This is a genomic window from Lacipirellula limnantheis, from assembly GCF_007746075.1.
In the GTDB taxonomy this organism is placed as follows: Bacteria; Planctomycetota; Planctomycetia; order Pirellulales; family Lacipirellulaceae; genus Lacipirellula; species Lacipirellula limnantheis.
The window spans coordinates 3,991,933-4,009,485 of record NZ_CP036339.1; the positions used below are offsets into that span (position 1 = coordinate 3,991,933).

General features: G+C 60.0%; 16 protein-coding genes. 12 read left to right on the forward strand and 4 right to left on the reverse strand.

Translation table 11 applies throughout. From position 1 onward, the window contains the following. Positions 1-91: 91 nt before the first annotated feature. The gene (locus I41_RS15350) at positions 92-790 is read left to right on the forward strand and encodes an ImmA/IrrE family metallo-endopeptidase (protein WP_145433786.1); all 699 of its coding nucleotides are present in this window, start codon (positions 92-94) and stop codon (positions 788-790) included. Between the two features lie 100 nt (positions 791-890). Here I41_RS15350 and I41_RS15355 read toward each other — a convergent pair whose 3' ends face one another. Continuing rightward, on the reverse strand, positions 891-2,624 hold the full coding sequence (locus I41_RS15355) for a sodium:solute symporter family transporter (protein WP_210420962.1): 1,734 nt from the start codon (positions 2,622-2,624) through the stop codon (positions 891-893). A gap of 245 nt (positions 2,625-2,869) precedes the next feature. Here I41_RS15355 and I41_RS28645 point away from each other — a divergent pair, with 245 nt between their 5' ends. Continuing rightward, positions 2,870-3,469 (forward strand): type II secretion system protein, encoded by a 600-nt coding sequence (locus I41_RS28645; protein WP_210420963.1) that lies wholly within the window; start codon positions 2,870-2,872, stop codon positions 3,467-3,469. Positions 3,470-3,485: 16 nt separating this feature from the next. Next, positions 3,486-4,070, forward strand: a complete 585-nt coding sequence (locus tag I41_RS15365; protein ID WP_145433788.1) for a hypothetical protein — start codon at positions 3,486-3,488, stop codon at positions 4,068-4,070. Here the strand turns inward: I41_RS15365 and larE are convergent, their stop codons facing one another. Next, positions 4,071-4,925 (reverse strand): ATP-dependent sacrificial sulfur transferase LarE, encoded by an 855-nt coding sequence (gene larE, locus I41_RS15370; protein ID WP_145433790.1) that lies wholly within the window; start codon positions 4,923-4,925, stop codon positions 4,071-4,073. A 364-nt stretch (positions 4,926-5,289) separates the two neighbouring features. Next, positions 5,290-6,372: a DUF4912 domain-containing protein gene (locus I41_RS15375; protein WP_145433792.1), complete on the reverse strand. Its 1,083-nt coding sequence runs from the start codon at positions 6,370-6,372 to the stop codon at positions 5,290-5,292. Between the two features lie 1,113 nt (positions 6,373-7,485). On the opposite strand from I41_RS15375, the gene I41_RS15380 reads away from it, so the two are divergent. The 9 genes from I41_RS15380 to atpC all read left to right on the forward strand — a co-directional run bounded on the left by I41_RS15380 (position 7,486) and on the right by atpC (position 15,745). After that, positions 7,486-7,902, forward strand: coding sequence for a hypothetical protein (locus tag I41_RS15380; protein WP_145433795.1), 417 nt, complete (start codon positions 7,486-7,488; stop codon positions 7,900-7,902). A gap of 51 nt (positions 7,903-7,953) precedes the next feature. Then, positions 7,954-9,228 (forward strand): F0F1 ATP synthase subunit A, encoded by a 1,275-nt coding sequence (atpB, locus tag I41_RS15385; protein ID WP_145433796.1) that lies wholly within the window; start codon positions 7,954-7,956, stop codon positions 9,226-9,228. A gap of 68 nt (positions 9,229-9,296) precedes the next feature. Then, a complete protein-coding gene (atpE, locus tag I41_RS15390; RefSeq protein WP_246133682.1) occupies positions 9,297-9,650 on the forward strand; it encodes an ATP synthase F0 subunit C in 354 nt (117 codons plus the stop codon). Between the two features lie 71 nt (positions 9,651-9,721). Then, the gene (gene atpF, locus I41_RS15395; RefSeq protein WP_145433799.1) at positions 9,722-10,357 is read left to right on the forward strand and encodes a F0F1 ATP synthase subunit B; all 636 of its coding nucleotides are present in this window, start codon (positions 9,722-9,724) and stop codon (positions 10,355-10,357) included. Between the two features lie 64 nt (positions 10,358-10,421). Then, the gene (gene atpH, locus I41_RS15400; protein WP_145433801.1) at positions 10,422-11,066 is read left to right on the forward strand and encodes an ATP synthase F1 subunit delta; all 645 of its coding nucleotides are present in this window, start codon (positions 10,422-10,424) and stop codon (positions 11,064-11,066) included. Between the two features lie 78 nt (positions 11,067-11,144). Next, positions 11,145-12,683 carry a F0F1 ATP synthase subunit alpha gene (gene atpA, locus I41_RS15405; protein WP_145433803.1) on the forward strand — a complete coding sequence of 513 codons (1,539 nt, stop codon included), beginning with the start codon at positions 11,145-11,147 and terminating at the stop codon, positions 12,681-12,683. Between the two features lie 85 nt (positions 12,684-12,768). Next, positions 12,769-13,650: an ATP synthase F1 subunit gamma gene (gene atpG, locus I41_RS15410; protein ID WP_145433805.1), complete on the forward strand. Its 882-nt coding sequence runs from the start codon at positions 12,769-12,771 to the stop codon at positions 13,648-13,650. A gap of 154 nt (positions 13,651-13,804) precedes the next feature. After that, a complete protein-coding gene (gene atpD, locus I41_RS15415; RefSeq protein WP_145433807.1) occupies positions 13,805-15,247 on the forward strand; it encodes a F0F1 ATP synthase subunit beta in 1,443 nt (480 codons plus the stop codon). 60 nt (positions 15,248-15,307) lie between these two features. After that, positions 15,308-15,745, forward strand: a complete 438-nt coding sequence (gene atpC, locus I41_RS15420) for an ATP synthase F1 subunit epsilon (RefSeq protein ID WP_145433809.1) — start codon at positions 15,308-15,310, stop codon at positions 15,743-15,745. 107 nt (positions 15,746-15,852) lie between these two features. On the opposite strand, the gene I41_RS15425 is transcribed toward atpC, so the two are convergent. Next, on the reverse strand, positions 15,853-17,451 hold the full coding sequence (locus I41_RS15425; protein WP_145433811.1) for a S1C family serine protease: 1,599 nt from the start codon (positions 17,449-17,451) through the stop codon (positions 15,853-15,855). Positions 17,452-17,553: the final 102 nt, after the last annotated feature.

The following is a 17,553-nucleotide window of genomic DNA, read 5'->3' on the forward strand; positions in this document are numbered from 1 at the left end:
GGTCGGCTCGCCTCGCAGGGGTGAAACAGACCCCTCCCGCATGATGCGTGACGCGCAGCAAGTGTATGAATTCTTTAAGGTTAGGCTCGCCATGTCAACGCAACGTCGCTCGCAACTCAACGGTCTCCGCCCGAAGAAGACGACTCGCGCCCAAACTGCCGTTCGGTGGTCGCGTCGCGCCCGTAGTCCTCAGTTCGGCGCGCAGAATGTGCGCGCACCGTTCGCGCCGCCTGAAGATTGGCACGAGCCGCGTAACGACGGCAAGGGCTACCGCATCGTCGTGCAACAGCCCGGCGAGGGTTACGCTCACGTCGTCACCCCCGAACAGGTCCGCGAACGGCTTGCTCGGGTGCCTCAAGAGTTCCTCAATGGGCTCGAGGTGGTGCAGTTCAGCCAGATGACGCGGAAGAAGCAAAGCTTTCCCTGTTACGGCATGCAGTGGGGGAGCACGCTCTACCTTTATCCGCTGGAGGAATCGCTTGAGGAATGGTTCAGCATTCCCCCGCAGCCACAGGTCGTGACCGAATCGCGGATGTACGGCGGCCGCTGGGACCAACCGGCCATTGGTTCGTGGCGGCTGACTTGGTCGAAGGCGGCGATCGAGGACTTCTACCTGAATAACATCCTGATCCACGAACTCGGCCACCTAATCGACGACCGAAACACCGGCTACACCGATCGAGAGCGGTACGCCGAGTGGTTTGCCGTGGAATTCGGCTACCGGGCCACAGGCGGGGCCGGTACCCGCCGTCGAAATGCCAAGATTCGTCGGCGGCATCACGCGAAGTAAGCCCGCAGCCCCGCTGTCGCTGTATCCAGCCGCGCTTCGTCGGACCGCTTCGGTTCCGACGAAGTTGCTTAACTCGTTTCGGGGAAAGCGAGCGAGATTTCTACCAGAACTTGATGTACAGGGCGCCGAGCAACATCAAGATGATGACGATGAGCGCGAGGGTCGACGGCGATACTCTGAACATCGTCCGATCGATGGCGAATGCTTTGGGATTCACCTTCGGTCCAAAGAGGCTGATGACGACCATGAGCAGGATGCTAAACGCGAATGCCCATCCCATGCAAATGAGGAATGGGATTTCATACACCGGCGCCCCGTCGATCACCTTTCCGTTTGGGTAAGCGGTGTAGAGCAGATTCTCGCGGCTCAATCGCGGCGCGACTTCATTGAAGAACACCGACAGGCCAAATCCCGATAGCAAGCCGGCGATGGCGGCCGCCCCGGTGGTTCGCTGCCAAAACATTCCGAGCAGGAACATGGCAAAAATACCAGGGCTGATGTAGCCGGTGTACTTCTGAATGAACTTGAAGCCGCCTTCGCCGCCGATGTTGAGGGTGTCCTGCCAAGTGAAGGCGAGGGCGGCGACCATCGAGAGGACAATCGCCAGCCGGCCAATCCAAATGAGCTTTTTCTCGCTGGCGCCCGTGTTGATGTACCGCTTGTAGATATCGAGCGTAAAGATCGTGGAGATGCTGTTCGCCTTCCCGGCGAGCGAGGCGACGATCGCTGCAGTCAGCGCCGCGACCGAAAGCCCGCGCAGGCCGATCGGAAGAAACGTGAGCACCGCTGAGTAGGCTTGATCGCCCGAGACCTGACCGTTCTTCAGCATTTGCTCCTGCAACTGCCCGTTCTGATGGAGAACGAACGCGGCGATGCCAGGAAGCATCACCAGCACGGGCATCAGCAGCTTGAGAAAGCCCGCGAAGAGGAGGCCCTTACGGGCAGTTTCCAGGTCGGCGCCGAGGGCCCGCTGAGTGATGTACTGGTTGCAGCCCCAATAGTTGAGGTTCGCCACCCACTGACCGGCAATGTACATCGACGCCGGCACCGCCAGGTACTTGGAGACGTACTCCGGCGAGGCGTCTGGTCCTGGTTTCCACAACATCATGTGGAAATGGTCGGGCGCCCGTTCCATGAGCGCGTTGAACCCGGCGATGGCGCCACCGTCGATGCCGAGGTACTCGCTCACCATCTTTAGCGCAATGTAGGTCGTCGCCAAACCGCCGAATATTAACACGACAACCTGTATGACGTCGGTGTACCCGATAACTTTCATGCCGCCAATCGTAATGATCGTCGCAAAAATGGCCAAAGCGACCATGACTCCTTGGGAGTGCTCAATGCCGAGCATCGGCCTGATCGCTTCGGCCCCCAAGTAGAGGATCGACGTCAAGTTGACCAATACATAGAGGAACAGCCAAAAGACTGCCATGATCAAGGCAACCGACTCGTTGTAGCGCTCCTTGAGGAACTGCGGCATCGTAAAGATGCGGTTCTTCAGGTAGATCGGAAGGAAGAACACGCCAACCACGATCAGCGAAATCGCGGCAATCCATTCATAAGCCGCAATGGCAACTCCCAGACGGAAGCCATCGCCTGACATGCCGATGAACTGCTCGGCCGAGATGTTCGACGCGATCAGCGAGGCGCCGATCGCCCACCAGGTGAGCGACCCTTCCGCCAGGAAAAAGTCCGTCGTTGAGGCTTCATCCCGCTTTTTCTTGTTGTAAATCCAGTACCCGTACACCGACACGATGGCGAAATAGACCAGAAACACGCCGTAGTCGATGGCGTGGAGTTGGTTCGACAACGCGAGGGGAAACATGGGGTTCATGGCGCCTACGGAAGAGTGAGCGGCGATTGTGGGAAAAGCGTTGGAGAGGCGGGCAAGACTCCCGCCAAGCTAGCGAAAACTCTAACAGACGTTCCGGACTCTGCACAAGTCGATGCGCACGCTAGAATTGCGTCGACGGCGAGACCTCGCGGGGGACGCGGGGTTTCAAGAATGAGCGCGGTAAAATGGTCGGTGCACACTATAATCAGCCACGGCTGAGAATGATTGTCGATGGAGCCATTCGCATGTCTCGTCGTACCGCATTTACGCTGATCGAACTGCTGGTCGTGATTGCGATCATCGGCCTTTTGATCGCGCTGCTGTTGCCAGCCGTCCAAGCCGCGCGCGAGGCGGGGCGCCGCACGCAGTGCAAAAGCAACTTGCGGCAAATTGGCCTGGCGCTAACGCAATATTTAGATCGCCAAGGCGAACGCGGTAAGTTTCCTGATGTGGCGAAGAACCCGCGCTCCAGCAATCCAAAGAAGAAGCCGTCGCTCTACGACGTCTTGGCGCCGTTTTGCGAGAATAATCGCGAGCTATTCCGATGTCCGAGCGACTCGCTGATCTATGCCGCGAATCAACTCGATCCGACCAATGACAATGCACCCGTTGATCAGACGAACGAAGCGTTCGAGACCTACTTCGAGAAGGAAGGGTTGAGCTACGAGTATCCGTCCCTCGTGCTGGCCGGTAGGACGCGTCCTGAAGTCCTTGACTTCAAAGGGAGCTCGGAGATCTGGGTTGTGTACGATTTCGGCGCGTTCCATGGAACTCCCGGAGAGAATGGCGCGCGCAACTTTGCCTATCTTGACGGCCACGTCGACGCCGTCATCGTCGCCGAATAGCAGAAGGATCACTGCCATGAAAAAGTCAGAAGTCTGCGGAATCGTCGGCGTCGCAATGTTGGCGGTGCTCGTCGCTTGGTTCTATGGCTGGTTCGACGGCAAAGCATACAGCGACGATCCGCAAGTGGCCGCACTAGAGAAGGAGCGCGACGCGAACGTCGACAAGCTGGCGAACATGCCGGAAGACCAACGGCGAACGCAAGGCGAAGCGTTTCGGAAGCAAATGGAGGGTCTTTCGCCCGACCAGCGCGCCGCGTTCATGGAAAGCAGCATGGCCGTCTTCGTCCCGTTGATGGCGCGGCAGTTCGAAAAGAACTACGACGAATTCATGGCGAAGTCGCCCGAAGAACAGCGTCGCGAGCTCGACAAGCGCATTGACGAAATGGAAGCGCGAGGAGGGCAGGGGGGACCCGGAGGACCTGGTCGTGGCGGGCCGCCCAATATGGACCCCAAGAAGATGGACGAGTTTCGCAAGAAGATGCTCGACTACACGACTCCTGAGCAACGCGCCAAGTTCGAAAACGGCATCCAGATTTTCAACGATCGCCGCAAAGAGCGCGGCTTGCCGCCGGTCGGTCCGCCCGGCGGGCGGCCATTCTGATTAATTTGACGGCGCGTGTCCGAATCGCCGCAGCTCGTCAACTGGCACTAATTGCTGAAAGCTGCCTGACCTGAAGCCTTCGAGGTCGACCGCGACGTAGTTGAAGCCGATCCGCCGCAACGCTGACACGAGGCTCGCCCGCACAGCGTCGCTACACAACTTCGGCAGTTGTTCTGCAGGCACCTCCAGCCTTGCCAGCGAACTTTCGTGCAGCCGGACGCGAAACCCAGTAAAGCCAAGTTCGCGCAGGTGTCCTTCAGCCTGATCAATCATTGCCAAGCGCTCGGGAGTGACGGCGACGCCATAAGCAATGCGGCTCGACAGGCACGGAGTTGCTGGCTTGTCCCAGACTTCAAGTCCCCAAGCCTGCGCGACGCGTCGCACGGCGTCCTTACGCAGACCGCACTCGGCAAGGGGGCTGCGAACGCCATGCTGCGACGCAGCGGTCATCCCGGGACGAAAGTCGCCGAGATCATCGACGTTGGCGCCATTCAGAATAACGGCCATGCCCCGGCGGGAGGCTTCCGCCGTAAGCTGGGCATAGAGCTCCGTCTTGCAGTGAAAGCAGCGATCGGGAGCGTTCTTCTGGTAATTGGGATCTGCAAGCTCGCTCGTGAGCAGCACCTCGTGCTGAATGCCAATCAGCTGGGCGGTACGCTCGGCCGCTTCGAGTTCGCCGCTCGCCAGACTCGCGCTGACTCCAGTAACGGCCAGCGCGCCCTCTCCCAAAGCCACATGCGCCGCGTACGCGACGACGGCGCTGTCGACGCCGCCTGAATAAGCGATGACGCAGCGTCCAAAGGGTCGAATGAATTCGACCAACCGGCGGGCATTCTCGGCGACGGCGGCTTCCATGCGCTAAGTATAACGCAATGCCGCATAAGCTTCGCGGCCGGGTCGTGCTGGCAAGGTTGCGGGGGGCGCGCTAGGAGTTTTTGAAGAGGATTGATTCTACAGAGCGGAGGTTAGAATGTGGTGCATGAGAACAATCATCCGAGCCGTTGGGTCGCTGTGCTGTTTTATCGCAGTCTGTCTATTGGGGACAGGCATTATTGACTTGCACTATCTCGGAGTAGCTATCCTCTCGTCAGCGTTCTGGGGATCCGTGGGTTTATTGCTCCTATTTCTCTCCCGCACGCACAAGCATTCCACCTGAGCCCGCCCGGGAATCACCGCGGAGGCGCCATCACAACTATGCGCCCTCCCGCAGCCAGTGGCTTCAGAAGCTGTTGTCGACAAAGTCGCGCGTCAGCGGTTCCATCACCTTCGTGTTCCGCTCCACGGCCAGAATTGTCGTACGCTGCTCGACGCCGTCGTAAGAACTGGCGACGATCGGAATCACCTGCCGCCGGTCGGGAAGACTTAGTCGTACCGCGAACGTGCCGTCTTCGCGTAACTGCACCGGTTCACCCTGCAGCGTCACGTGGGCATCGCGGTTCGCGGCGCCGTAGACGATGATCTCGGCGTCGACGGCAAAGTCTAACTGCTCGCCGTCGCGCCCGGCAGCGCCGCTGCCGTAACGGGTCTTCATTGGCGTTCCCAGCGGACGTCGCAAACGTTCCTCCAGGAGTTCCTGCAACTCGCGGCTTGCCCCCTGAGCCGAGTAGCCGCCGCTCATCGCGAAGATCCGGTCGGCGTTTTCGGCGACGGCTGTCCAGTTGTCATCGACCGCGTCGCTCGTTCCGGCCGGGGGGGTCGAAACCTCATTGCTACGCGCCAAACAGTAGAACGAGCCGTCGATGGACAAGTAGCCGATCTCCAGCCGGTAATCGGCCGGCGGATCTTGCACATCGACGTACCAGTTACGGACGCCCCCGTGGATTTGGATGTCGCGTTCGTGCAGGGCGGCGGAATCGGGCTGAATCTTGAGCACGCGGATCACCGGCTTCGCGCCATGCCAACGTTGGCCCATCGCCGCTTGAGCGCGGTCGATGCTCCGTGGCGAAAGTTCCCAGTAGGCGTGCAGCCAATACGGATCGCGAACCATGACGACGAGGCGATCTTGGCGGGCTTGCAGTTCCTCGGAACTTGCGGCCAAATTGCGGACCTGGGCGAGTTTGTCCTGGAGTTGGCTCAACTTGCGCTGGGCCTGGAAATCTCGTCGCGTCGGTGTTTCAACGTGACCGTTGTGCCGGCCGTTAACGACCCCTTTGCTCTCGGCCGACGCACGTCGCCTGGAGACGCGGACGAGGGCGCCGATCAACTCCTCTTTTCGCATCGAATGCCAACCGGCCACGCCCCGTTCGCGGGCCATCTTGGCGAGATCCTTGGCCGTCAACGATCGCAGAGTGGCCGCCGTCATCGTTCGGAGATCCTGTGAGCGAGGCGAGTTCGTGGGGGAGGGATCGACGTTGGGCGCAGCATCTCTTGCAGCGATCGTCCCTTCGCTAGCTGAGCGGCCCTCTTGGCCCGAAAAGCAAAAGAAAACAGCGGGAGGCAGAGAGAGGCCGAGGCTTACGCGTCGTCAAGCTGGAGATGCAAGTTTGCTGATGGGGTGCGCCTGAAAAGCGAACCTCGGGCACGACCTGCGTCTTAAGCAAATTGGGCGCCACCGGCGCCTCCCTATGCCCGCATAATAGATAATACCGTCTCTTTCTGCAACTATTTTCGGAAGCCGACAGATCATAAATGCTTTGATAGAAATGACTTATGACTTGAAAAAACCAGTAAACGTTGTACGTTTCATTCTCGGTGCAAATGGCCCAGACGGATCGCGGCCGAGATTCGGCAGGGTACTAAATGTCAATCGCCGTAACTTTCACCAGGAAAAGGAGATATGTACAGTTCGGCGGACTTTGTGAAAAAAAGCACAAATTCAACCCCGGGGTGGTTGACACCCATCACTGCGCGAAATAAATTGTGCCGGCATAGGGCCTTACGATTTCTTAACTCGCGATTGTGGCTCCAATCGAGCGGCAACCAGTCATCGAGCAAAGAATGTAGGCGGCGCTAAAGCCTTGCACGGCAAGCACTTGGCAAGTTGCCACTCGTCATGGCGGGCGATTGCCGAATGAGGGCGGAGGCGGCGAAATGACATGGCAGAGCCCCCGATGCATCCAATGGGGATTGCCATGCAGTGGGTGGCGCGAATTTTTGCCGCTGCTGTGATGATGATTGTTCCCGGTCTGGCGGGCCTGTGGCTCGACCGACGGCTGGGTCTCAGTTTCATCGGATTGATCGGTTTTGGATGTGGGCTGGTTGGCGGCATGACTTACCTCATCTCGGCAACCCGTGCGGCCGATGCCGGGCCGCGGCGCGCGACGCGGAAACAGGGAGTGGGCTCTCGAACGAGTGGAACCTCGGGTGAGCAGGATAAGCTCCCCCGGGAGTGAGAGACTAGGCAAGGTCGTTTCAGCGGCGGGTTCGTGCAGGGCCAAACCGCCAGGGAGTTGTCGCGAGTGATCGCGGCAGCAAGATGACAGTGCGACGAGCGGCAAAGTACATCGCGATTCTTGGTCTCTTCCTGGCAGCGGTCGCCGCTGCGACAGGAATAGTGGCCGCGCGGCAGTACGGAAGCGGCGCTTATCTTGCCAGCTTGGTCTCGGCCACCATGATCTGGTCGGTCGGCGCACTCTCGCTATTGATCGTCGCTCTCGCCCCGACGCCGCCGGCCCGAGTGAATGCAGCGCTCTTAGGCATGCTGGTTCGCATGGCATTGCCAATGGTCGCGATCGCTTACTTCAGCAAATCGAATCATCCGCTCGCGGCGGATGGCATCGTGGGGTTGTTAGTCGTTCATTACCTGCTCGGGCTCGTGGCCGAAACGCTATTGAGCGTTCGCCTGATCTCGCCGTCAAGCGTCAAGGCCCCCGGCACCGTAGCATCCAGTTAACCGAAGCCGCCTGACTACCAAACGCATCGAAATCGCATAAAAACATACGCCATGGCTTCCCCCATTCTCCACATCAAGGACGCGTACTACTTCGAGGTGCCGCGATCGCTGTGGAAGTCGACGCGCCAGTCGCGGAATGAGTTTCCCGATCATTACATCCGGCTTGACTCGGAGTTTCAGGATTGGGAAGCGAAGCAACAGTATGACGATCTGGCCAAGCTGAAATCTCTGGAAGGCTTGCCTGCCGAAGCGGCGTTGATGAGCCAGTATCACTCCTGGGTTCATGATCACGCCAATTTCGCCAAGCCGTTTGATCGGTTTCTGGAAGAGGCTCCAAGCCAAGCGTGGTTCCAGCAGCAGTTGGCTCTAGGCAGATTCGCCAAGCAAGCCAAGGGCGAGTCGGCCGAGGCCTGGACCGCACGGTTGGACGCTGCTCGACCTCTGCAGCAGCAATGGGCGAAAATTAAGGCCCAGGCCGACAACCTAGAAGAATTCAAAGCGACGGCGCCCGACTGGTCGCCCGCGAAGATCGCCGAGTACAACCACCAACTCGACGGCAAAATTCTCATTCCGCAGCCCTTCGGTAAGCTCAAGAACAACTACGAACGGGAGTCGGGTTTCGCAATCTCCAAGTTCATGATCTTGGAGGTCGTGGTCGCTCTGATCCTGATCGTCGTCTTTACCGCTCTGGCGGCGAAGGTTCGCAACGGCCGGCCGGCGAAAGGGAAGCTCTGGAACCTCTTCGAGTCGTTTCTGCTGTTCATCCGCGACGACATCGCTCGTCCGGCAATTGGGCATCACGACGCCGATCGGTTTGTGCCCCTGCTGTGGACGATCTTTATGTTCGTGCTGGGGTGCAATCTGTTGGGCATGCTCCCCTGGGTTGGCGCCCCGACCGGCAGCTTTAGCGTGACGATTGGGCTGGCCTTGGTCACGTTCGCGACCGTGATTGTCGCTGGGTCGCTGCGGTTTGGCATCGTCGGCTTTTGGAAGAATCAAGTTCCTCAGATGGGTCTGCCGCTGCCGTTGGCGATCTTCATCGTGCCGATGTTGTTCGCGATTGAAGTCCTCGGTCTGTTGATCAAGCACCTCGTGCTCAGCATCCGCTTGCTTGCCAATATGGTTGCCGGCCACTTAGTGTTGCTGGCGATCATGGGCTTGGCGGTCGCGGCGGCGGCCAGCGCGAATTGGCACCTCACGGCGACGATCTCCGTGATCGGATCGGCCTTGTTCAGCTTGTTGGAGTTGTTCGTCGCCTTCTTGCAGGCGTACGTGTTTACATTTTTGTCTGCCCTGTTCATCGGCGCTGCGGTCCATCACCACTAGCCGAGCGTTCGAGGCAGGGTTGTCGCTGGAACTTACGAAGTTCTTATTTTCTTAAGGAGCTTACTGTCGTGACCAAGGTAGCGAAGCTGTTTGCATTGTGTTTGGTGGCCTCGTTGGCGTTGGCCACTCCCGCTTGGGCCCAGGAAGAAGGCGCGGATGCCGTTGCGACGGCGCCGACGGCGACCGCCGCCAGCGATTGGTCGCTGATCACCTTCTCGGGCGCCTTCGGCGCCGCCCTCACCACGATCGGCGCCGCCTACGGCATCGGCAAGCTGGCCAGCGCTGCTCTGGAGAGCATGGCCCGTCAGCCCGAAGTCGCCGGCAACATCCAAACGGCGATGATCATTGCGGCAGCCCTCATCGAAGGTTTCACCTTCTTTGCGTTGTTTATCTGCATGCAGCAGAATCCGTGGGCCGGCTGATCGTTTGAGGCGGAGTCGCGAAGCGCCCGCCTGAAGGGGGCGCCCTGTTTCCTCGTGAAGCGAGAGCTGAAATGCGCGGGATTGTTTGGGTAGCGTTGAGCACAGTCGCGTTGGCGCTGGCCGGGTCGAACTACGCCTATGCCGAAGAGGGGCACGGCGAGTCGCATGATCTGGGCCATGGCAATGCCGGGGCGTCGCTGGAAGACCCGTCGGAAATCCGCGGCGATCTGGCGATCTACACCTTCGCTGTGTTCATGTTGCTGCTGCTCATCCTGGGCACGCTGGCTTGGCCGAAGATTAGCGTTGCTCTCACCGAACGCGAGAAGCGAATCGAGGGAAACATCGCCTCCGCCGAGGCGATGAATGAGGAAGCGAAGCGGCTGCTGGCTCAGTACGAGGCCAAACTGGCCAGCGCCGCGGCCGAAGTTCGCGCGATGCTTGATGAGGCGCGTAAGGACGCCGAAGGGACGAAGGAGCAAATTATCGCCGAGGCGCGGGCGGGCGCTCAAGCGGAGCGTGACCGAGCAATTCGCGACATTGAAATCGCATCGAACCACGCGATCAAGGATCTCGCCGAAACCAGCGCCAATCTTGCGGTGGAATTGGCCGGCAAAGTGATCCGCGAGTCGATTAATCCTGCCAAGCAGCAGGAATTAGTTCGGGCCGCTCTCGCCAAGCTGCACGCTTCATCCGCTTCCAACAACTAGTTTCCCGTTCGTACCGCAGACCACGAAAGTTCCGCTCGCATGGCGGACGCTCAACTGGAATCACATGGCTGAATTCATCCACACCGACCGCGTCCGTGATACGGTCTTCGACGTCGATGCCGAGCGATTGGCCGGCGTTTACGCGTCGGCGGGTCTGGATGCAGCTGGCGGGATCGGCGAGCAGGAGCAAGTCGTCAACGAGTTGGAGGCGATCGTCGGCGAGGTGCTATCTCTCGACTCGCGCCTGCAGCAGATCCTCGCCTCGGTGCTGATCGCGGCTGAGGAGAAGGTGTCGATGCTCGATCGCCTCTTTCAAGGCAAGGTGTCGACGACGACGCTCAACCTCCTCAAGGTGATGGCTCGGCACAAGCGGCTGAGCCTATTGCGCGACGTCGCGAAAGTCTCGCGCAAGTTGTGGCAAGCTCGGTCGGGTCGGATTCCAGTCGAGTTGGAAACCGCCAATCCGCTCGACGCGACGCTGGAAAAGGAGATCCTAGTCGCGTTCGGCGACGTCCTCGGCGCCGATCCGATTGTCACGCAGCGAGTGAATCCCGACCTGATCGCCGGCTTCGTGATCCGCGTCGGCGACCGGGTCTACGACGGTTCGGTGCGAACTCGCTTGGAAAGAATGCGACTGAATATGATCGAGCGCGCGGTCGACGCCATCCAGCGTAATCCGCGACAATTCCTCGACAAAACCACGGCGTAAAAATCCAATGGCGGATCCTCCGATTCGCCTTCAGCACAACTATCGATCACCAGATCAACTCAACAAATAAAATTCGCCATGAAGTTCAATAGCGACGAAATCGCGTCGGTTATCCAAAAGGAAATCGAGAACTACGCCGCCCAGATTGACGTCCGCGAAGTCGGTCGCGTACTGGAAGTCGGCGACGGCATCGCTCAGGTATACGGCCTTTCTGGCGTCATGGCCGGCGAAATGGTCGAGTTTTCCAGCGGCCCCATCGGGCTGGCGTTCAACCTGGAAGAGAACTCGGTCGGCATCATTATTCTCGGCGACTACCTGTCGATCAACGAAGGGGATGAAGTTCGCTCCACCGGCAAGCTCCTCAGCGTACCGGTCGGCGATGCCTTACTCGGCCGCGTGGTCGATCCCCTCGGTAATCCGATGGACGGCAAGGGGCCCATCGTCACCAGCAAGCGCCGCAACGTCGAAGTCATTGCCACCGGCGTCGCCGAGCGGAAGCCGGTCACCCAGCCGCTGCAAACCGGCATCAAGGCGGTCGACGCGATGACGCCGATCGGTCGCGGCCAACGCGAATTGATCATCGGCGATCGTAAGACGGGTAAGACCGCCGTCGCGCTCGACGCGATCATCAATCAGCGCGACTCGGGCGTGAAGTGCTTCTACGTTGCCGTTGGTCAGAAGGAATCGACGGTCGCCGGCGTCATCGAACGTCTTCGCGAGACCGGCGCCATGGATTACACGACGGTGATTGTCGCGGGCGCCAGTTCGCCGGCGCCGTTGCAGTACGTTGCCCCGTACGCCGGCACCGCGATGGCGGAAGAGTACATGTTCAACGGCGGCCACGCTCTAATCGTTTACGACGACCTCAGCAAGCAAGCCGTCGCCTATCGCCAATTGTCGCTGCTCATGCGTCGTCCGCCAGGCCGCGAAGCGTTTCCCGGCGACGTCTTCTATTGCCATAGCCGTTTGCTCGAACGTTCGGCCAAGCTCAGCGACGCCCTCGGCGGCGGTTCGCTCACGTCGCTGCCGATTATCGAGACGCTCGAAGGCGAAGTCTCCGCCTATATTCCGACGAACGTGATTTCGATTACCGACGGCCAGATCTACCTGCAGCCCGACTTGTTTTTCGCCGGCATCAAGCCGGCCATGAACGTCGGCATCTCGGTGTCCCGGGTCGGCGGCGCCGCCCAGATCAAGGCGATGAAGAAGGTCGCCGGCGGTTTGCGACTCAACCTCGCCGCCTTCCGCGAACTCGAAGCGTTCGCCCAGCTCGGCACCGAGCTCGATCCCGCGACTCAAGCCCGTCTCGACCGCGGCTACCGTCTGGTCGAGTTGCTGAAGCAAGGCGTCTTCAACCCGCTGAACGTCGTCGACGAAGTCCTCGTGATTTACGCCGGCACTCGCGGTCACCTCGACAAGGTCGCCGTCAATCGCGTCCAGGAGTGGGAGAAAACCTTCCTGACGTTCATGAAGGACCAAAAGCCCGAAATCCGCCAGGCGATCGCCGACAGCAATGATTTGTCGGACGACACGATTCAACAGATCGAAGGGGCCCTGAAGGAATTCAACTCGCAGCACGACTTCGTCGTGGTCGACGAGGAAGCGATCGTCGCCTAAGCCTTGAATGTCCGCTGGAATCAGCGGTTAGTTTGCCCTCTGCCGTTTTCACCACAGCCTTCGGTCTACAGCCTCCAGCCTTTCCATGGCCAATCCCAGAGCACTCGACAAGCGCCGCAAGTCGATCAAGAACATCCGCAAAATCACGCGGACAATGGAATTGATCGCGACGGCGCGCTTCAAGAAGGCGATGGATCGCGCATCGGCGGCGACGTCGTATACGCGGCGGATCACTCAGCTGGTGAACGACCTCACCAAAACTGGCTTGGAGGTCAGCCATCCGCTGCTCGAACCTCGCGACGAAGTAAAGAAGGCGACGCTGCTCGTCCTCACTGCCAACCGCGGGCTTTGCGGTGGATTCAACGGCAACTTGATTCGCGCCGGTCTGCTACGCTGGAAGGAGCTCAAGCAAGAAGTCGCCGAAACTCGGCTCGAAATCGCTGGAAAACGCGGCATTGCCGGCTTCAAGTTCCGCGGCCAGGTGGCCGAGCATGCCTACACTCACTTTGAAGACAAGCCTACGTTCGACGAAGTCGACCTGCTGGCGACGCGCTATCTCCACGAGTACCTCACCGGCCAACTCGATCGGCTGGACGTGGTTTACATGAAGTTCGACAGCATCGCGCGGCAAAGCGTCGCGGTTGAGACGCTGTTGCCGCTCGGTTCGCTTGGCGCCGACGCGAAGGAAGAGGACCCGAGCGCTCCGCAGATCCAATACGAGTTCCTGCCGTCGCCCAAAAGTATTCTCGAAGAAGTCGTGCCGACCAGCTTCAAGGTCCGCCTCTTCAAGTGCTTTCTTGACTCGGCGGTGAGCGAGCAGATCGCTCGCATGGTCGCGATGAAGAGCGCCACCGAGAACGCCGGCGAGCTGATCAAGCAGCTCAGCATGCAGTACAACCGCGCCCGCCAGGGTCGCATCACCTCCGAGTTGATGGACCTCATCGGCGGCGTTGAAGCTTTGAAATAACCGAATAAGACCATTTCACGCAAAGGCGCAAAGCCGCAAAGAAATAACTCTGATTCATACCCCTGCTGTATTCTTTGCGACTTCGCGCCTCTGCGTGAGATTTATCACAAAAGACTTCGTTAGACTCGGTCCTACGAACTAGCCAAGAACGAATATGTCCACCGCAACCGCCAAAAACATCGGTCACATTACCCAAGTCATCGGTTCGACGTTCGACGTCGAGTTTGCCGACGATCAGCTTCCGCCGATCTTCAACGCCGTGAAGATCAACTCGGAAAACAAGGGCGTGAAGATCAATCTCACCGGCGAGGTGCAGCAGCATCTCGGCGGCGGCCGCGTCCGCTGCATTGCGCTGGGTGCCACCGACGGTCTGATCCGCGGGCAGGAATGCGTCGACACCGGCGGCCCCGTCTCGGTGCCAGTCGGCAAGGCGACGCTCGGTCGCGTCTTCAACGTCACCGGGGACGCGGTCGACGGCCGCGGCCCGGTTAACGCCGACGAGTATTGGCCCATTCACCGCGACGCTCCGCCGCTTTCCGACCTCTCGACCAAGACCGAGCTGTTCGAAACCGGCATCAAGGTCATCGACCTGCTAACCCCGTTCGTCCGTGGCGGCAAGGCCGGCTTGTTCGGCGGCGCCGGTCTCGGCAAGACGGTTATTCTCACCGAGCTCATTGCTCGTATCGCCTCGGCCCACGGCGGTTACTCGGTGTTCGCCGGCGTCGGCGAGCGGACCCGCGAAGGGACCGACCTTTGGCTCGAAATGCAGGAAGCGAAGATCGGCGACACGGGCCGCAGCGTTATCGACCAAACGTGCATGGTCTTCGGCCAGATGAACGAACCGCCGGGCTCGCGTCTCCGCGTCGCCCTCTCGGCTCTCACCATGGCCGAGTACTTCCGCGACAAGACGGGCGCCGACACGCTGCTGTTCGTCGACAATATTTTCCGCTTCTCGCAAGCGGGGAGCGAGGTGTCGGCCCTCCTCGGACGTATGCCGTCCGCGGTCGGTTACCAACCGACGCTCGCCAGCGAAATGGGCGCCCTGCAAGAACGGATCGCCTCGACCAACAAGGGCGCCATCACCTCGGTGCAGGCCGTGTATGTGCCGGCCGACGATCCGACCGACCCCGCCCCGGCCACCGCGTTCGGTCAGCTCGACGCCTTCATCTACCTCGAACGGTCGATTTCGGAGAAGGGCATTTACCCTGCCGTCGATCCGCTGGCGAGCTCCAGCCGGATTCTCGACCCGCAGTACGTCGGCGAGCGTCACTACAACGCCGCCCGCCGCGTGCAGATGACCCTGCAACGTTACCGTGAACTGCAAGACATTATCGCGATCCTCGGCGTCGACGAACTGAGCGAAGAAGACAAGCTCATCGTCCACCGTGCCCGCCGCATCGAGCGGTTCCTATCGCAGCCGTTCCTCGTGGCCGAAGTCTTCACCGGCAAGCCTGGCGAAATCACGCCGCTGGCCGACACGATTCGCAGCTTTGAAGAACTGTGCGACGGCAAGTGGGATCACCTCCCCGAAGACGCCTTCATGTACGTCGGTCCGATCGAACAGGCCGAAGAGCAGTGGAAAAAGACTCGCAAGTAAGCGACGCTTTTCGTCGCACACAACGTTAACGTCAAGCTCCCCTTAGCTCCGCAATCGACCATGGCCGCTCACGCCGAATCATCGAGCCACGCGACTCAAGACTCCGGACTGCTGCGCGTCGTCGTCGTCACTCCGGAGCAAACGGTGCTCGACGCGACGACCGACTTCGTGGCCTTGCCGCTCTACGACGGTGAATTGGGCGTCGCCCCGAGCCATGCCCCCATGATCGGCCGGCTAGGCTATGGCGAATTGCGCATCGGCCATGGCGGCGGCCAGCGGTTCTACATCGACGGCGGCTTCGTCCAGGTCGTCGACAACGTCGTCTCCGTGCTGACTAATCGAGCGATCCCGGTAGCGCGACTCGACGAGACGAAAGTCAAGGAGTCAATCTCCTACTGGCTCACGCAGCCGGCAGCTGGCGACGATGAACTGGCTCGCCGCGAGCAGGCGATCGCCCAATCGCGAGCTCAACTTCGCGTCGTTCAGCACGCGAAGTAAGCCTGCAGCCCTGGAGCTGATGACGGGCACTGGATGCGTAGCGAGACGAAGCCCTAATCACTTGCAAAGTAGGGGCTGAAGGTGACTTCGCAGCAGCTGGCGCCGACTCAGTCTTCCCAGATATCTCTGAGTTGCTGCGACGCCTGAAATCGTATTCCCTCATCGGTCAGAATTTGCTCCGTCGCTTCACCGATCTCGCTCCGACGGAAGACCAGCGACTCGTTCCGGTCGGCCATTTCGAATCGCAGGAACTCGTCCTTGCTGTCGCGCAGCAGCTCGCCGAGTTGACGCAGGTTCTTGATCTCGACGCCGTTGACGCTCTTGATGACGCCGAGTGGTCGGTTGTCGTACCCTTTGGTGATCGGATGGGGAAACAACCGCGTCGCCACGACGACTAGCTCTTCGCCCGGCTCCTCTGGCGCTTCGTACAGCCGCTTGAGGATGGGGCTATCGAGCGCCATCAGCATCGAGACCCCTTGGCCACCTAAGCCGCGAACGTATTCCTGAGTCACCGGTTCGAACACGATTGGGCCGTAGATGAAGTATTCCGGATACCGATCTTTCAGCGTCGGAATCAGCAGTTCGCGGTCGGGCGCCACGGGCGCGTGCACCACTTGCGACTTGCCGTCGCGGACCACCGTTAGCTCGATCTTCCCGTTGTTCGCTAACTTCGGCACATAGTATTGAAACTTCAGTCGCAGCCCTTCGCGAACTTCGACGTACCCCTGATTGTCGATCGCGTGCGGCCCGACGTGCGTGATGACGTCCCAACGTTTCAGCGGGTAATCATCTCCGTCTTTGTAGGGCTCGGCGATCGCGATCCCCGTCATCTCCTTCGGCATGTCGAGAAATGCCCGCAGGGCTTCGTTTTCGGCCGTTTGGTAGCTGTCGAACATCTGCGGATTGCCGTCGTATTCGCCGTCCGAGGCGTCCTTGAGGAAGGACTCGATCTCTTCAGGCGGAATCAGGTACCCGATGTTGTCGGCCTCCTGAATCTTGCTGAATACGAGGCCCACAATCTTCCCATCCTGGATCGCCGGGCCGCCGCTGTTGCCAGGGTTGAGGGCCGCGTCGACCTGCACCCGAGTTCCCCAGGTGCCGAAGTTGTACCCAGTGAACTCGATCCGCGAGACCGTGCCGGCGGTCACCGAAAGATCGTCGCCCCCGGTGGGATAGCCGTAGACGCTGATGTGCGATTTCGGCATGGGAAGCTCCGCCGCCAGCAAGAGGGGCGTGATTCCGTCGAGCCCCGACGCATCGAGTAATTCGACGATCGCCAAATCGATTCCCGGTGCAATCGCGGTCACTTTGCCGCGAAGCTGGTCGCCTCCCTGGCGGAGTTGAACAAGGACTTCGCTCGCATGCATCACGACGTGGGCGTTCGTAAGGATTCGCGGCCCGGCAATGACGACCCCCGAGCCCGATGATTTGGACGGCGCCGCTTTAGTCCAGGGACGGAATAAGTCGGGCGCCCGGGAGGTGACGTTCAGCTTCACCACCGCCGCCTCAACCGCGGCGTCGGTCTCAGGCTCCGCCGCCGGTTTGTCCGTAACCTCCGCGATGGCCCCTTCTGCCGCTTCGGCAACCTCCTGGAGAGGGACGAGCGACTCGAGCTGCTCGTTCCCCAGTTCCTGCCCGTACAGGACGTTCGGAAACCATGCCAGCGACAATGCAAGCGGCAAACAACATCCACGGAGCGACTTCATCGGGCAGCTTTCCAGAGGACGAACTGGTTGGAATCATCCAATAGTTCGCCATTGTGGCCAGAAAGCGGCGTGAAAAGCAAACAGACCAGTGCGCTGAGATTT

What these genes read in the sequence shown, in the direction of transcription:
- I41_RS28645 (WP_210420963.1), top strand. Translation starts at nt 2,870, where the DNA reads ATGTCTCGTCGTACCGCATTTACGCTGATCGAACTGCTGGTCGTGATT.
- atpC (WP_145433809.1), top strand. Translation starts at nt 15,308, where the DNA reads ATGGCCGCTCACGCCGAATCATCGAGCCACGCGACTCAAGACTCCGGA.
- I41_RS15350 (WP_145433786.1), top strand. Translation starts at nt 92, where the DNA reads ATGTCAACGCAACGTCGCTCGCAACTCAACGGTCTCCGCCCGAAGAAG.
- atpF (WP_145433799.1), top strand. Translation starts at nt 9,722, where the DNA reads ATGCGCGGGATTGTTTGGGTAGCGTTGAGCACAGTCGCGTTGGCGCTG.
- atpH (WP_145433801.1), top strand. Translation starts at nt 10,422, where the DNA reads ATGGCTGAATTCATCCACACCGACCGCGTCCGTGATACGGTCTTCGAC.
- I41_RS15425 (WP_145433811.1), bottom strand. Translation starts at nt 17,451, where the DNA reads ATGAAGTCGCTCCGTGGATGTTGTTTGCCGCTTGCATTGTCGCTGGCA.
- larE (WP_145433790.1), bottom strand. Translation starts at nt 4,925, where the DNA reads ATGGAAGCCGCCGTCGCCGAGAATGCCCGCCGGTTGGTCGAATTCATT.
- atpA (WP_145433803.1), top strand. Translation starts at nt 11,145, where the DNA reads ATGAAGTTCAATAGCGACGAAATCGCGTCGGTTATCCAAAAGGAAATC.
- I41_RS15365 (WP_145433788.1), top strand. Translation starts at nt 3,486, where the DNA reads ATGAAAAAGTCAGAAGTCTGCGGAATCGTCGGCGTCGCAATGTTGGCG.
- atpG (WP_145433805.1), top strand. Translation starts at nt 12,769, where the DNA reads ATGGCCAATCCCAGAGCACTCGACAAGCGCCGCAAGTCGATCAAGAAC.
- I41_RS15375 (WP_145433792.1), bottom strand. Translation starts at nt 6,372, where the DNA reads ATGACGGCGGCCACTCTGCGATCGTTGACGGCCAAGGATCTCGCCAAG.
- atpD (WP_145433807.1), top strand. Translation starts at nt 13,805, where the DNA reads ATGTCCACCGCAACCGCCAAAAACATCGGTCACATTACCCAAGTCATC.
- I41_RS15355 (WP_210420962.1), bottom strand. Translation starts at nt 2,624, where the DNA reads ATGAACCCCATGTTTCCCCTCGCGTTGTCGAACCAACTCCACGCCATC.
- atpB (WP_145433796.1), top strand. Translation starts at nt 7,954, where the DNA reads ATGGCTTCCCCCATTCTCCACATCAAGGACGCGTACTACTTCGAGGTG.
- I41_RS15380 (WP_145433795.1), top strand. Translation starts at nt 7,486, where the DNA reads ATGACAGTGCGACGAGCGGCAAAGTACATCGCGATTCTTGGTCTCTTC.